13 protein-coding genes are annotated in these 14,681 nt (G+C 75.6%); 12 read left to right on the top strand and 1 reads right to left on the bottom strand.

The features are described from left to right. Positions 1 to 46: 46 nt before the first annotated feature. The 11 genes from K7G61_RS13670 to K7G61_RS13620 all read left to right on the top strand — a co-directional run bounded on the left by K7G61_RS13670 (position 47) and on the right by K7G61_RS13620 (position 12,284). Positions 47 to 1,069, top strand: coding sequence for a TolB-like translocation protein (locus K7G61_RS13670; RefSeq protein ID WP_225847218.1), 1,023 nt, complete (start codon positions 47 to 49; stop codon positions 1,067 to 1,069). Positions 1,070 to 1,594: 525 nt separating this feature from the next. Beyond that, the gene (locus tag K7G61_RS13665) at positions 1,595 to 3,346 is read left to right on the top strand and encodes a beta-propeller fold lactonase family protein (RefSeq protein ID WP_225847054.1); all 1,752 of its coding nucleotides are present in this window, start codon (positions 1,595 to 1,597) and stop codon (positions 3,344 to 3,346) included. An 89-nt stretch (positions 3,347 to 3,435) separates the two neighbouring features. After that, positions 3,436 to 4,188: a LysE family translocator gene (locus tag K7G61_RS13660; protein ID WP_225847053.1), complete on the top strand. Its 753-nt coding sequence runs from the start codon at positions 3,436 to 3,438 to the stop codon at positions 4,186 to 4,188. Positions 4,189 to 4,328: 140 nt separating this feature from the next. Continuing rightward, complete coding sequence (locus K7G61_RS13655; RefSeq protein ID WP_225847052.1) at positions 4,329 to 5,603, top strand: VWA domain-containing protein; 1,275 nt, start codon at positions 4,329 to 4,331, stop codon at positions 5,601 to 5,603. Next, entirely contained in the window at positions 5,603 to 6,445 is an 843-nt protein-coding gene (locus K7G61_RS13650; RefSeq protein ID WP_225847051.1) for a hypothetical protein, read from the top strand. The genes K7G61_RS13655 and K7G61_RS13650 overlap by 1 nt, the downstream gene beginning before the upstream one ends. A gap of 402 nt (positions 6,446 to 6,847) precedes the next feature. Continuing rightward, positions 6,848 to 7,711, top strand: a complete 864-nt coding sequence (locus K7G61_RS13645; RefSeq protein ID WP_225847217.1) for a DMT family transporter — start codon at positions 6,848 to 6,850, stop codon at positions 7,709 to 7,711. 407 nt (positions 7,712 to 8,118) lie between these two features. Next, positions 8,119 to 8,550 (top strand): Asp23/Gls24 family envelope stress response protein, encoded by a 432-nt coding sequence (locus K7G61_RS13640; RefSeq protein WP_225847050.1) that lies wholly within the window; start codon positions 8,119 to 8,121, stop codon positions 8,548 to 8,550. Between the two features lie 275 nt (positions 8,551 to 8,825). Then, on the top strand, positions 8,826 to 9,116 hold the full coding sequence (locus K7G61_RS13635; RefSeq protein WP_225847049.1) for a hypothetical protein: 291 nt from the start codon (positions 8,826 to 8,828) through the stop codon (positions 9,114 to 9,116). 406 nt (positions 9,117 to 9,522) lie between these two features. Beyond that, positions 9,523 to 11,001 carry a lactate utilization protein B gene (locus K7G61_RS13630; protein ID WP_225847048.1) on the top strand — a complete coding sequence of 493 codons (1,479 nt, stop codon included), beginning with the start codon at positions 9,523 to 9,525 and terminating at the stop codon, positions 10,999 to 11,001. Further along, positions 10,998 to 11,666 (top strand): lactate utilization protein C, encoded by a 669-nt coding sequence (locus tag K7G61_RS13625; protein ID WP_374204124.1) that lies wholly within the window; start codon positions 10,998 to 11,000, stop codon positions 11,664 to 11,666. The genes K7G61_RS13630 and K7G61_RS13625 overlap by 4 nt, the downstream gene beginning before the upstream one ends. A 144-nt stretch (positions 11,667 to 11,810) precedes the next feature. Further along, the gene (locus K7G61_RS13620; protein WP_225847047.1) at positions 11,811 to 12,284 is read left to right on the top strand and encodes a carboxymuconolactone decarboxylase family protein; all 474 of its coding nucleotides are present in this window, start codon (positions 11,811 to 11,813) and stop codon (positions 12,282 to 12,284) included. A 91-nt stretch (positions 12,285 to 12,375) separates the two neighbouring features. Here the strand turns inward: K7G61_RS13620 and K7G61_RS13615 are convergent, their stop codons facing one another. Continuing rightward, positions 12,376 to 13,914 (bottom strand): FAD-binding oxidoreductase, encoded by a 1,539-nt coding sequence (locus tag K7G61_RS13615; RefSeq protein ID WP_225847046.1) that lies wholly within the window; start codon positions 13,912 to 13,914, stop codon positions 12,376 to 12,378. Between the two features lie 200 nt (positions 13,915 to 14,114). On the opposite strand from K7G61_RS13615, the gene K7G61_RS13610 reads away from it, so the two are divergent. Next, complete coding sequence (locus K7G61_RS13610; protein ID WP_225847045.1) at positions 14,115 to 14,603, top strand: GNAT family N-acetyltransferase; 489 nt, start codon at positions 14,115 to 14,117, stop codon at positions 14,601 to 14,603. The last annotated feature ends 78 nt before the right edge of the window (positions 14,604 to 14,681 follow it).

Here is a 14,681-nt window from a genome sequence, read left to right as displayed (position 1 = left end):
ACGACACGCCCTGCCACCCGCGGGAACCGGCGGCGGCCGGACACCGATGAGCGCGGGACGCCGCCTGCTCGTCCTCGGCGTCGCCGTACTGCTGCTTGCGGGCATCGGCACCGGTTTCGTGCTGCACGCGGCCTCACGGGCGGCCGAGGACGGCACGGCGCGGGCCGGCGACCCCGCCGTGACCGCGGGCGCCGTGGACCTGGACCGGCACGGATGGATCGCCGTCGTCAGCACGGCGCCGGGCCCGTACCGCGGCCGGGTCGCCACGGTCGCCGCGGACCGTCCGCGCGGCGGGCGCACCGCCTCCGGCCTGAAGTGCGCACGCTTCTACGCCGCCTCGGGCACCGGGGTGTGCCTGCAGTCCGCGCCCGGCGTGGTCTCACAGACCGACCGGGCGGTGATCACCGACGCCGCCCTGCGCGTCCGTCGCACCTTCCCCCTCGCCGGAACCCCCAGCCGCGCCCGCGTCTCGCCCAGCGGCCGGTTCGCCGCGTGGACGGTCTTCGTCGGCGGGGAGTCCTACGGCGCCGCCTTCTTCTCCACCCGCACCTCCATCGTGGACACCCGCACCTGGCGGCTCCTGCCCAGCCTGGAGGACTTCGCGATCACCCTGCACGGGCAGCGCTACCACGCCGCCGACGACAACTTCTGGGGCGTCACCTTCGCCCGCGACGACGACACCTTCTACGCCACCCTCGGCACCGGCGGGAAGACCTACCTCGTCAAGGGCTCCGTCGCCGCCCGCACGGTCACGGCGCTGGGCGTGGAGAACGTCGAGTGTCCCTCGCTGTCGCCGGACGGCACGCGGATCGCCTTCAAGAGGCGGGTGCTGGCCGGCGCCTCCCTGTGGCACGAGTACGTGCTCGACCTGCGCACCCTGCGCGAGACCCCCCTGGCCGAGCGGCACAGCGTGGACGACCAGGCCACGTGGCTGGACGACCGCACCGTGGCCTACGCCCTGCCCGCCCCGGACGGCGGTTCGCGCACGGACCTGTGGAGCGTGCCCGCCGACGGCACCGGCAGTCCCCGGCTCCTGGCGGCGGACGCCTCCTCACCGGCGCCGCTGTGACGGGGCCGCGGTGACCGCGCCGCCGTGACGGGGCTGCCGCGCGGGGGAGCGGCGCTCGGGGCGGTCGCGGCGAGGGCACCACGACCGGGCGGTCACGGCCGCGGCGACGGATCGCGCCGCCGCGGCCGGGAAGCCGCGGTTCGTCACCGTGACCCGGCCGCCCCCGGGGGTCGTGACCCCGCCGCCGTACCGGGCGGTTGTGACCGCGCGATCGCGACCGGGCCGGGCCCCCCGGGGCAACCGGCCCCCGGCAACCGGCCCGCGGCATACGCCAACCGCGCCCGGCGACCGGCCGTTTGCGGCGAATCCGGTGCGCGGCCCCGGCGGCCGTGGCAGCGTACCGTGCGCGGAACGTCGCACTGGGCGACCGTGACGCGCGGGCGGGGCGCACGACCGCCGCCCGGGCGTGCCCGGGCCCCGCCGGCCGGGTGGCGCGCCGTACCGCCGTCACGAGACCGCACCGCGGTGGTTCGACGGGCCCGACCGGCGCCCGCCACCGCGGGCGACCCGAGGGGGGCAGAGAACGTGATCCCGACAGAACACACCAGAGGCGGCGCCCGCCGCGGACGGCTGCCGCGGCCCGTCGCCCGGGCCCGGGCCACCGCCGCGGGCGCCGCGCGGCCGGCCGTCGCGGGCCCGCGCGGCGGGCGGACGGCCGGACCCACCGCCGTGGCCCTGGCCGCCGCGCTCGGCCTGGCCGCCGCCGTCACCGTGGCCGCCCAGCCGGCCGCGGCCGCCGTCCCCGGCACGGCGACCGCCTACGTGGCCGACGCCGGCGACAACGCCGTCTCCGTGGTGGACACCGTCACCGGCGCCGTCACCGGCACGATCCCGGTCGGCAGCGACCCGCAGGCCGTGGCCGCGTCCCCGGACGGCGCCCGCGTCTACGTACCCGACATCGGGTCCAACGCCCTGTCCGTGATCGACACCTCGACCCGGTCCGTGACCGCCACCGTCCCGGTGGGCGTCAGCCCCACCGCCGTCGCCGTCAGCCCGGACAGCGCCCGCGCCTATGTCGCCGACCTCGGCGCCGCCTCGGTCAGCGTCGTCGACACCGCCACCGGCACGGTCACCGCGACCGTGCCGGTCGCCCAGGGCCCGGACGCGCTGGCCGTCACACCCGACGGCTCCCAGGTGTACGTCGCCAGCAGCAGCGGCACCGTCTCCGTCGTCGATACCGCGACCGACTCGGTCACCGCCACCGTGCACGCGTTCTCCTTCCCGGTCGCCGTCGCCCTCGCCCCGGACGGATCCCGCGCCTACGTCGCCGACCTGGGCTCCGGCAAGGTGTCGGCGCTCGACACCGCGACGCACACCGTCACCGCCGCCATCGCGCCGGACGCCCCGCCGTACGCGCTGGCCGTGTCCCCGGACGGCTCGACCCTCTACACGGCGGGCGGCCCCGCCGACTCGGTCTCCGTGGTCGACCTCGCGGCGGGCACCGTCACCGCCACCGTCCGCGCCGGCACGAATCCGCAGGGCATAGCGCTGACCCCGGACGGTTCGCTCGCCTACGTCACCGACCTCGGCTCCGACGACGTCACGGTGATCGACACCGCCGCCCGCGCGGTGACCGCCACCACGCCCGTGGGCCGCGACCCCGCCGGAGTGGCGGTCTCCTTCACGCCGCTGCCCCCACCGGCCGTCACGTCGGTCACCCCCCGCTCGGGGCCGCCCTCGGGCGGCACCGCCGTCACCGTCACGGGCACCGCCCTGGGCGACGCCACCGCGGTCACCTTCGGCCCCGGCCACCCGGCCACGCGGTTCGACTGCACGGCGACCTCCTGCACCGCGACGGCCCCGGCGGGCGCGGTAGGCACCGTCGACGTCCAGGTCACCACCCCGGCGGGCACCAGCGCCGCCACCACGGCCGACCACTTCACCTACGCGGCCGCCGACGTGGCCGTGGCCCTGACCGCCGACCCGCGCCCGGGACTGCTCGGCGGACGCATCGACTACACCCTGACCGTCACCGACCGCGGCCCGTCCCCCCTCACCTCGGCCACCATCACCGCGTCACTGCCCGCGCCCATGACGGCCGACTCGGCCGACTGCGCGACGCGGACGGGCACCGTCACCTGCGCCGTGGACGGCCTGGCGGCCGGGACCTCGGCGACCCGCCACTTCTCCGTTCCCGTGGGCCTGCTCTCCCTCGACCTGCCCTACACCGTGACCGCCTCCCGCACCGCGAGCGACCCCGTCGACACCAGCACCGCCGACGACCGGGCCGCCAGCACCTGCACGGTGCTGACCTCACTGGTCATCACCTGCTCCTGACCGTCCCCCCGACGGCCGGGAGGCCCCCGCCCCGGCCCGGTCCCGCCCGCCCGCAAACCCGGTGGACAGGTCCGGGCCGGGGCAGCACGATGACGACCGTGTTCGGCACCCTCTTCGGCTTCCTCGGCGCGTGCACCCTGATCGCCGCCTCCCCCGGCCCCAGCACGATGCTGATCATCCGTCAGTCCCTGCGCGGCCGGCGCGCCGGCTTCCTGACCGTGCTGGGCAACGAGACGGGCGTGTTCGTCTGGGGCCTCGTCGCCGCCTTCGGCCTGACCGCGCTGCTAGCGGCCTCCCAGGCGGCGTACGACGCCATGAGGATCACCGGCGCGGTGGTCCTCGTCGGCTTCGGCGTCCAGACGCTGCGGTCCGCGCGGGCCGCCCGCGCCGGGGACGGGGCACCGGACGGGCCCGGCGTGCCGCGGGACCCGGCGGGCACGGGTGAGCCGGGGGCGGGGAGCGGTGAGGAGGGGGCGGGGAGCGGTGAGGAGGGGGCCGGTGCGGCGGGGGCCGCCGCCGCGCAGGCGCCGGCCGGCCGCGCGCCGGCGGGTTGGCGGACCTACCGCTCCGGGCTGCTGCTGAACCTCGCCAACCCCAAGGCCGCCGTCTTCGCGATGTCCTTCCTGCCGCAGTTCGTGCCCGCGGGCGCGCCCAAGCTGCCCGCGATGGTCGCGCTGGCCGCGCTGTGGGCCGTGTTCGAGGTGGGCTACTACGGGATGTACGTGTGGTTCGTCGGCCGGCTGCGGGGGATCGTGTCCCGCGCCGCCGTCCGCAGGAGGCTGGAGCAGGTCAGCGGCGGGGTGCTGCTGCTCCTGGGCATACGCATGGCCGTCGAGGGCTGAGCCGTCGAGGGCTGAGCGCTCCCGGGTCAGAGCCGCGGTCGCCGCCGCCCGCTCCTCGAACGCCACCCGCGGTGGCCCGGCAACCGCCGTGCTGACCAGCCGACTTCGAGATTCCGTGGGATCTTCACTACGATCCGCCGATGATCTTCAGAAAGCTGTTGACCGCGGGCGCGGCCGGCGGGCTGTTCGCCGTGCTCGCCTGCGGCCTCCTGCCCGCCCCGGCCTCGGCGGACGAGCCCACGCCCTCCGCCGACCCCCAGGCCGCCCCGAAAGTGGAGCTCGTCCTGGACGTGAGCGGCTCGATGCGTGCCCGCGACATCGACGGCCAGTCCCGGATGTCGGCCGCCAAGCAGGCGTTCGACGACGTCCTGGACTCCGTGCCGCAGGGCGTCCAGCTCGGCATACGCACGCTGGGCGCCGACTACCGCGGCAACAACCGCAGGACCGGCTGCAAGGACACCCGGCTGCTGTACCCGGTAGGGAACGTGGACCGCACCGAGGCCAAGACCGCCGTCGCCACACTGGCGCCCACCGGCTGGACGCCGATCGGTCCCGCGCTGCAGCAGGCCGCGAACGACCTCAAGGGCGGCGACGGCACCCGCCGCCTGGTGCTCATCACCGACGGCGAGGACACCTGCGCCCCGCTCAACCCCTGCGACGTGGCACGCGACATAGCCGCCGGCGGCATCCACCTGGTCATCGACACCCTCGGCCTCGTCCCCGACGTGTCCACCCGCAACCAGCTCAGCTGCATCGCGGCCGCGACCGGCGGCACCTACACCGCCGTCGCCCACCGGCAGCAGCTCACCAGCAAGGTCGAGCAACTGGTGCACCGCAGCACCGACCCCGGCGTGCAGCCCGTGGCCACCAAGGGCGCCGCCGACTGCGCGGACGCCCCGATGCTGCGCCAAGGCCTTTACACCGACCGCGAGATGTTCTCCGAGAACCGCTGGTACCGGGTCGAGGTCCCGGCCGGGCAGGAACTGCGAGCCGCGGTCAGCGTCGCCGACGACCGGACGATCAACGCGGACTACGGGGTCCTGCTGCGCGGCGTCACCCTGCACGGGCGGGAGATCGTCCGCGACGACGAGGCCGGCACCGGCCGCACCGACGTGGTCTCCGCCGGCATCCGCTACCCCAAGCCGAAGGGGGAGTCCGGCACCCCGCCCGAGACGGTGTGCCTCCAGGTCGGCAACTCCTTCTCGGCCCCGGCCTCCGTCAAGACCGCCCCCGGCCTGCCCGTGGAACTGTCCGTCGACCTCGTGCACGGCCCCGACCAGCCCTCCGACGTCGCCTTCTACGGGCTGGGCCGCGGCTGGTGGCTGCTGGGCGCGCTCGCCGCCGCCGGCGTGGTCGCCGGCCTGCTGACCGGCTGGATCGCCCGCTGGAACCTGAACTCGGGGAGGACCCGCTGATGCGCACGCCTCGACTGCCGGCAGCCGCCGCCGCACTGGCCGCGGCCTCGCTGTTCGCCCTCGCGGGCGCGGCGCACGCGGACACCCCGGCGAGCGGCCCCGCGCCCACCGCGTCGGCGACGGCGACGGCGGACGGGGGCCACGCGGCGCCGGCCGAGGCGGGCACGAGCTTCCGTACCGCCGCCGTCCTGCGCCAGGGGCAGGAAGGCACCGCGGCCGCCTCGGCGGGCGACTACCTGTACTGGACGTTCCCGGCCGACACCGGCAGCCACGTCTCCGTGGACGCCACCGTGACCTTCCCGGCCGCGGCACCGCGGCACGGCCCGTCCACCTGGCAGGTCGACGTCTACGACGGCCTGCGCCGCCGCCAGCCGTGCCGCTACGGCGCGCAGACCCGCACCGTCGCCGCGGACGCCGGCTCGGTGACGCTGACCTGCAAGCTGCGCACCATCCGGGCCTGGGCCGAGCCGTGGTCCAACGACCCGCTGCGCGGCGCCTACTACATCCGCCTCACCGTCGTCGACCTGCCGCCCGCCGACCTGGGACTGCCGGTCTCCGCTGTGGTGAAGGCGACCTCCTCGGGCACGGCGGGCAGCCAGGCGGTCGACGGTTCGGTGGCGCCCGTGGTGTCCGCGAACTCCCCGTCCGTCGAGCCTTCCGGCGGCTGGGCCGGCACCTGGTGGTCGCCGCGGTGGCTGTGGACGGGCGGCGGCGGTCTGCTCGCGGCGCTTCTGGCGGTCGGCGCCCACCGGCTGGCCCGCGGCCCCGTCACCCGCGGCGGCCCGACCCGCCCCGCGGCCCCCGACCGCCCGTCCCCGCGGCCGGTCGACTACACGAGCTGACGCGCGCGGCGGACGGCCGGGGCCCACCGGAACGGCTTCTCGCGCGGCGAGGTGCCGACTGCGGCGCGGGACCGTACGGGACGTACACCGGGCGACGGGCCGCCCGCGCCGGCTCCTGCCGGGGCGGGCGGCCCGCCCGGTGTCCGGCGGGCGGCCTCCGGCTGCGGGGGTGGGGGCGGCAACCCGGGCGCGCCGCGCGACGGGGCCCCGTCACCCGGCGCACCCGGGGCGTGCCCCCGCTCCGCGCCCGCCGTGCGCGCCTCGCTGTGCCTGCCCGGCGCGACCGCGCCGCGCGCTCCGTTTCGCGCCGAGCGCGCCGTGGGGCGATGCTGGACGTCGGAAAACGTAGGAAATCGTCGTCCCGGGCCCCGTCCGGGACCCGCGCCCACGGGGAGGCCGATGCTGCTGGCGCTGTGCGTCGTCTTCGCGTTGCTCGGCGCGGCCAGCAACGCGACGGGTACCGTCCTGCAGCGCAAGGCGGCCCTGTCGGTGCCGGCCGAGGACGCGCTGCGCCCCAGGCTCATGGTGGACATGGTCCGCCAGCCCGTGTGGCTGCTGGGCATCTGCGGGGTGGCGGGGGCGGCCCTCTTCCAGGCGCTCGCGCTGGTCACCGGACCGCTGGTGCTCGCCCAGCCCCTCTTCATCCTCGAACTGCCCTTCGCCCTGCTGATCTCCGTGCCGGTGCTGCACCGCCGCCTGCCGCGCTCCGGGTGGTTCGCGGTCGGCTGCATGGTCGCCGGGCTGGCGCTGGCCCTGGGAAGCGCGGCGCCCGCCGGGGGCGCGAAGCAGGCGGCGATGGTCCGCTGGATCCCCGCTCTCGTGCTGTGCGGCGGCGTGGTCGCCGTCGCGGTGGCACTCGCCCGGCACCGCCCCTCCGGTGCGCCGCGCGCGGCCCTGCTCGGCGCCGCCGCCGCCGTCGCCAACGCCATGACCGCCGCCATGATGAAATCCGCCGCCGACACCTTCTCCCAGCACGGCGGGACCGCCTTCCTCACCGCCTGGCAGACCTACGGCTTCGCGCTGTGCGGCATCACCGCGGTCTTCCTCCTGGAGAACGCCCTCCAGGCCGGTTCCATCGCCGTCTCCCAGCCGGCCCTGACTCTCGGCGACGCCGTCGTGAGTCTCGCCCTCGGCGTCTTCCTCTACGGCGAGCACATCCGCACCGGCTGGTGGACCCTGCCGGAAATCGCGGGCCTGGCCGTGATCACCTACGGCACCGTGCACCTGTCCCGGGCCGTCCCGCTGACCCAGGAACTCACCGCCTGAACCGGGGGCCGCCGTCGACGCACGGCGACCGGCCCGCACCCCTGCGTGTCCGGCGGCCGTCCGAAGTGGCGGGCGGGTGCCACCGGCCGCACAGTGAAGACAGGGCCGCGTTCCGATGTCCGCGCCGCCCGCCCCGACTTGGGGCGCACGCGGCGGTCCCGGACCCCGCGTGCCGCCGTGCGGCCCCACGCGACGGCGGCGGGCGCGCGCGGCGCACACGTGCCGGCGATCCGGCCGGTACGCGGGCGGGGGCGGCCCGTGCGGTCGGGCGCTCGCCGGACCTCACGAGCCCCACCGGCGTCGGCGGTACGACGCCGTACCGGCGACCGCCGGCGCACCGCACCCGTCGGCACACGGCATCCGTCAGCCATCGCAGGAGAACCGCGAAAGACCCGAAGGGACGTCCCATGACCACCAGCGCGCGCCAGTCCGCCGGCGTCTCCACGAACAGGGGGAAGGACATCGCAGGGAGGACCACCATCGCGGATTCGGTGGTGGCGACCATCGCCGGCATCGCCACACGCGAGGTCGAGGGGGTCCACACCATGGGCGGCGGCACCGCCCGGGCGGTGGGGGCCGTACGCGACCGGGTGGCCCGCTCCTCCGATCCCACCCGCGGCGTGAAGGCCGAGGTCGGCGAGAAGCAGGCGGCACTCGACCTGGACATCGTCGTGGTCTACGGCACCCACATCTCCGAGGCCGCCACCGAGATCCGCAGCCGGGTCGCCGGCGCCGTCGAGCGCATGACCGGGCTGGAGGTCGTCGAGATCAACATCAACGTCAGGGACGTCAACGTCCCCGGTGAGGAGAGCGAGGAGGAAGAGGTACGGGTGCGCTGACCGCGCGGCGGGCGAGCGGACCCGGAACCCGCCTCCGACCCGGGCCGGGCCCCGCTCCCGCGCCGTCAGGCGGCCCCCCGCCGGGCCTGCTCCCGCGTCTGCTCCCGGGCCGCTTCCGGGCCTGCTCCCGCGCCCGCCCCCGCGCCCGCCCCCGCGCCCGGCGCACCCGGAGCGCGGCCCCCGTCAACCGGCCGCCGCGGTTCTCCCGCCGGCGCGAGGCCACCGTTCGAAGAACCCGCGCGCGGTCCTGTGCCGGGGAACGTACTCTCTGTTCCGTGAGTGAAGGTGTCACCGTCCCCCTGGGATGCGCCCGGTGCGCAGTCCTGGAGTCGCGCTTCCTCGACCCCGCGACCCCCAACCCCGGGGCCTTCCTCTACGCGTGGGCCGCCCACCACCTCGACGAGCACGCCGCCACCCCCGCACCCAGACCCGGCTGCCCCGAGTGCGCCCGCTTCGCCGCGGGCCCCGATGGCGTCGACTCGCAGGTGTGGGCGCGCTGGGCCCGTACGCACTACATGGTGTGCGCCCTGGCACCGCAGTGGACCGGAACCGACTCCCGGGAGTGACCAGGAGCGCGCCGGCTGCCGGAACCGGGCCCCGGGGCGGCGCGGGCGCGGGCACCGTCCCGCACACGGAGTTTCGTGAACAAGGAGCAAGAACAGCCCTTGTTTGGGCGAACGTCAGCGTCGGCGTCGTCCGCCTCGGCGACACCGTCCGCCGTCCCGCCGGGCCGCGGACCCCTGCCGTGCACCACCTGCTGACACACCTTCACGACACCGGCTTCCGCGCCCCCGCGCCCCTTGGGCATCGACGCCCAAAGACGCGGGATGCTCGCCTCCATCCCCGGACAGCTGGTGCGGACCGGCCGCTTCCACCGCCGAGCGGCCGCCGTCCGGCGGGGTGAGGGCACGCCGTAGGGTGGGCATGGTCCACATCGCCGGTCCCGGCCGGCACCGACGAGGAGTGTGGGGCATGAGCGGTACGTTCCTGGGGCTTCCCGCCTTTCCGCGGGCGGCGCACGAGGCGGTGCGCGACAGCACGCTGCGGGGCAACCTGCGGCACGCCACGCACACCATCAGGGCCAAACGGGCGGTCGCGGTCGGGGAGCTGGCGGACTGGGACGCGCTGCGGGAGGCCGGCCGGCAGATCAAGGACCACACGCTGCGCCACCTGGATCGCTACCTGGAGCAGTTGGAGGCGGCGGTGACCGCCGCGGGCGGCACCGTCCACTGGGCCGCGGACGCCGCCGAGGCCAACCGCATCGTCACCGGCCTGGTCAAGGCCACCGGCGAGAGCGAGGTGGTGAAGGTCAAGTCGATGGCCACCCAGGAGATCGACCTCAACGCCGCGCTGGAGGCCGAGGGGATCAGCGCGGTGGAGACCGACCTCGCCGAGCTGATCGTGCAGCTCGGCCACGACAGGCCCTCGCACATCCTGGTGCCGGCGATCCACAAGAACCGCGGCGAGATCCGCGACATCTTCCGCGCGGAGATGGGCGCGCGGGGGCGCCCGGCGCCGGCCGGGCTGACCGACGCCCCGGCGGAGCTGGCCGAGGCGGCACGCCTGCACCTGCGGGAGAAGTTCCTGCGGGCGAAGGTCGCCGTGTCCGGGGCGAACTTCATGGTGGCCGAGACCGGCACGATGGTGGTGCTGGAGTCGGAGGGCAACGGCCGGATGTGCCTGACCCTGCCGCAGACGCTCATCTCCGTCGTCGGCATCGAGAAGATCGTGCCCACCTGGCGCGACCTGGAGGTCTTCCTGCAGACCCTGCCGCGCTCGTCCACCGCGGAACGCATGAACCCCTACACCACCATGTGGACCGGTACCACCGACGGCGACGGGCCGGGCACGTTCCACCTGGTGCTGCTGGACAACGGCCGCACCGACGCGCTGGCCGACACCGTCGGCCGCCAGGCCCTGCGCTGCATCCGCTGCTCGGCCTGCCTGAACGTGTGCCCGGTCTACGAACGCGCCGGCGGCCACGCCTACGGCTCGGCCTACCCCGGGCCCATCGGCGCCATCCTCACCCCGCAACTGCGCGGCGTCACCACGGAGCTGGACGCCTCGCTGCCGTACGCCTCCAGCCTGTGCGGCGCCTGCTACGAGGTCTGCCCGGTCGCCATCGACATCCCCCAGGTACTGGTGCACCTGCGCGAACGCGTCGTCCAGGGCGGGCCGGTGGTGGAAGGCGGCGAGCGGAAGGTGCTCAGGCCCGCCGGGGGGCACGCCGCCGAACGCGCCGCGATGCGCGCCGCCCGCTGGGCCCTCGACCACCCCGCCGCCTGGGCCGCGGGCCAGCGCCTGGCCTCGCGCACCCGCCGGCTGCACCCGCGCCGCCTGCCCGGCCCCGGCAAGGCCTGGACCGACACCCGCGCGCTGCCGCCCGTACCCGCCGAGTCCTTCCGCGCCTGGTGGCAGCGCACCCACGACGCGAAGGAGGAGATCCGGTGAGCGGTCCGGCCGACAGCAGGGACGTCGTTCTCGGGCGGGTGCGTGCCGCACTGGCCGCCGCCCCCGGCGACCCGGCACCGCCCGACATCCCGTACGAGCGGGCCGTCGACCGCGCCTACCTGCGCGAGCACGGCAGCCGTACGGTCGCCGAGACGGTGGACCTGCTCGCGGGCAACCTCGCGGACTACCGGGCCCTGGTCCACCGCACCGACACCGCAGGCCTGCCCGCGCTGATCGCCCGGCTGCTGGCCGAGCGCGGCGCGCGGCGGGTCCTGGTCCCCGGCGGCCTGCCCGGGGAGTGGCTGGCGCAGGCCGCCCCCGACCGCGTCCCCGACCGGGACGACAGGACCCACCACGAGCTGGACGCGGTGGACAGCGTCGTGACGGCCTGCGCGATCGCGATCGCCGAGACCGGCACGATCGTCCTGGACGCGGGTCCCGGCCAGGGCCGCCGCCGGATCACCCTCATCCCCGACCACCACATCTGCGTCGTCCGCGTCCCCGGGCAGGTCGTCTCCTCCGTACCCCAGGCGCTGGAACGCCTCGACCCCACCCGCCCCCTGACCTGGATCTCCGGGCCGTCGGCCACCAGCGACATCGAACTCGACCGTGTCGAGGGCGTCCACGGCCCCCGCACCCTGGAAGTCGTGCTGGTCGCAGCCTGACCGCAGCGCCGGCGGGCGCGGCGCTGCGGGACGCGTGGGGGAAGAGACGCAGGTCACATTCCTTTCGGCCGGCCGGCCTGTCACATCGCGGCGGCGCGGTACGTCGGTCCGGTACAAGCGTCCACGCAGCGAGGAGAGACCACGATGAACGCCCGGATCAACTACTACGGCACCCCGGTCGCGGCCAGGTTCGCGAAGTACATCAACTCCGCCGGCGCGGCCGTGACGGATTCGCAACTGCCCGCCGTGACCCAGGAACTGGTGAAGATCCGCGCCAGCCAGATCAACGGCTGCGGTTTCTGCACCGACATGCACACCAAGGACGCCGCGCACGCCGGGGAGAGCGCTCAGCGCCTCAACCTGATCGCGGCCTGGAGGGAGGCCACGGTCTTCACCGAGGCCGAGCGCGCCGCCCTGGAACTGACCGAGCAGGGCACCCGCATCGCCGACGCGGCCGGCGGCGTCAGCGACGAGGCGTGGGCGAACGCCGCCAAGCACTACGACGAGGACCAGCTCGCCGCCCTGGTGTCCCTCATCGCCCTGATCAACGCCTACAACCGCATGAACGTCATCGTCCGCCAGCCGGCCGGCGACTACCGGCCGGGGCAGTTCGCCTGACCCGCCGGCCGGCCGGGCTCCTCGGCGGGCCGCGCCGTCGCTCCTCGACGGCGCGGCCGCCCGGCCCCGGCGGCCCCGGAGGTCCCGCGGCTCAGGCGATCCCCTGCGCGAAGCGGAAGGCGCCGTGCGGGTCGTACCTCCTCTTGATCCGGACCAGGCGCGGGTAGTTCTCGGCGTAGTACGCCTCCGCCCAGCCGGTCAGCTTCGCGTCGATGAAGTTCTGGTACGTCTCGCCCGACGAGTGCGGGTCCAGGACGCCGAAGCCCTCGTCGACGTAGGCGTGGGCGGCCGCCCGCCCGGCCGCGTCCGCCGCGGCGGGGGACTGGATGCCCGCAAGGTAGCTCACGGAGAACAGCGCGTCGCGGTGCACGAACGCGGTGTCGGTGCGGCCGAGGTCGCCGACCGCGCCGCCGAACGGCACCAGTTCGACGGCCCGGGACTGGCCCGCCGCCCGGTTCCTGTCGAGGACGGCCACCACGTCCCGCCACAGGCTCTCGCCCGGTACGGAGCGGAACAGCCGGCTGCGCAGCAGATACAGGCTGGGGCGGGGGAGCTCGCCGCCCGGCGCGGTGTCGGCGCGGTGGCACCGGTCCGGGCTCATCGACCCGCAGCCGTAGAAGTTCATCATCAGGGCCTGGTACGGCACGGCAGCCGCGGGGGACCGCTGGACGGGCGCGGCGCCGGTCAGCGACAGCAGGCGGGCGACCTCGCCGTTCAACAGGGCGGTGTCGCCGGTGGTGCAGGCCATGAAGACCGAGGGCACGGGCGTGTTGCCGGGCGCGGCGTCGGGCAGCTCGATGAAGACGCCGCCGTTGAGCGTGCGCGGCGCGTCCACCAGCCAGCGCGCGTACCCGTCGAGCATCGCCGCCGCGTCCTGCCAGTTCCAGGCCAGGTCGGCGACGGCGATCTGCGAGACGGGCGCCGGCTGCATGGTGTACGAGGTGACGACGCCGAAGTTGCCGCCGCCGCCCCCGCGGATCGCCCAGTACAGGTCGCTGTGCCGGGTGGGGGAGGCGGTGACGAGGGAGCCGTCGGCCAGCACCACCCGGGCCGAGGTGATCCGGTCGCAGCCCATGCCGAGGGAACGGGTCAGCAGCCCCAGACCGCCGCCGGTGTAGAAGCCGCCGACCCCGACCGACGGGTGGTAGCCGCCGACCACGCCCAGGCCGTGCGGCGCGAGGGCGGTCGTCACGTCGACGCCCTGGGCGCCCGGGCCGACCGTGAGCAGACCGCCGTCCAGCGAGACCGAGTTCAGCGAGGAGACGTCGACGACCAGCCCGTCCGTCGTGGAATAGCCGCCCAGGCTGTGCCCGCCGCTGCGCACGGCGAACGGCAGCCGGTGGTGCTGCGCGAACTCCAGGCACCTGGCGACGTCCGCGGGGTTCACGCAGTACGCGACCGCCTGCGGGCTGATGGCGTCGAACTGCTGGTCGTAGAGATCCTTGGCCGTGGCGTAGGCGGCGTCGCCGGGGCGCACCACGCGGCCCGCCAGCCGCGCGGACAGCCGGCGCCACGGGACGCCGCCGTAGTGGGCGGCCCGGTCGGTGGCCGCCTGGCCGGTGGTGGCCCGGAGACCGGTCACGGCCAGCGCGCCGGCACCGGCGCCGAGAAGGGACCTGCGAGTGATCACGGTACCGCCTCAATCTGCTGAAACGAGCGGACAGTTGACCGAACGCAGGAAGGCTAGGCCGCCGCGCGGCGGGTGCGGGCGCGGCCTGAGGAAGCGATGACACAGTTCTGACGCGGGCCTGCGCGTTGCCCTCCCGCCGGTCGCGGCGCGGCAGGCGAAAAGCGTTTGGAGGGCGCGCCGGCGCGCGGCATGCTGTCCCCGTGCTGATCAGGGAAGCGGACGCGGGGGACTGGCCGGCCATCTGGCCGTTCTTCCGCACCATTGTCGCCGCGGGCGAGACGTTCACCTATCCGACCGACCTCGGCGAGGACGAGGGCCGTGACTGGTGGCTGCTGCCACCGCCCGGCCGGACGGTCGTCGCGGTGGACGACTCGGGGACGGTCCTCGGCACCGCGAAGATGAACCGCAACCACATGGGCAACGGGTCGCACATCGCCGGCGCCAGCTACATGGTGGACCCGGCGCGTTCCGGACAGGGCGTGGGGCGCGCGCTGTGCGCGTACACGCTGGAGTGGGCGCGGGCGGCGGGCTACCGCGCGATGCAGTTCAACGCGGTGGTGGAGACGAACGACCGCGCGGTGCGGCTGTACCGCTCCCTCGGCTTCGACATCCTCGGCACCCTCCCGGAGGGTTTCCGCCACCCGGCGAAGGGCTACGTCGGCCTGCACATCATGCACCGCGCGTTGTGACGCGTACCGGCGACCGCACGACCGCGAGCCGCGGCTGACGACGGCCACCCGGCCCTCGGGCACGGTGAGACGTCAGGG

The sequence above is a fragment of the Streptomyces sp. HPF1205 genome (assembly GCF_020400825.1).
Lineage (GTDB): Bacteria > Actinomycetota > Actinomycetes > Streptomycetales > Streptomycetaceae > Actinacidiphila.
Note: the sequence above shows the minus strand (reverse complement) of the source record. Positions and strands in the feature narration are given on the sequence as shown.

Coding starts and splice junctions, on each gene's coding strand:
- K7G61_RS13670 (WP_225847218.1), top strand. CDS start 47: ATGAGCGCGGGACGCCGCCTGCTCGTCCTCGGCGTCGCCGTACTGCTG.
- K7G61_RS13660 (WP_225847053.1), top strand. CDS start 3,436: ATGACGACCGTGTTCGGCACCCTCTTCGGCTTCCTCGGCGCGTGCACC.
- K7G61_RS13655 (WP_225847052.1), top strand. CDS start 4,329: ATGATCTTCAGAAAGCTGTTGACCGCGGGCGCGGCCGGCGGGCTGTTC.
- K7G61_RS13650 (WP_225847051.1), top strand. CDS start 5,603: ATGCGCACGCCTCGACTGCCGGCAGCCGCCGCCGCACTGGCCGCGGCC.
- K7G61_RS13640 (WP_225847050.1), top strand. CDS start 8,119: ATGACCACCAGCGCGCGCCAGTCCGCCGGCGTCTCCACGAACAGGGGG.
- K7G61_RS13630 (WP_225847048.1), top strand. CDS start 9,523: ATGAGCGGTACGTTCCTGGGGCTTCCCGCCTTTCCGCGGGCGGCGCAC.
- K7G61_RS13620 (WP_225847047.1), top strand. CDS start 11,811: ATGAACGCCCGGATCAACTACTACGGCACCCCGGTCGCGGCCAGGTTC.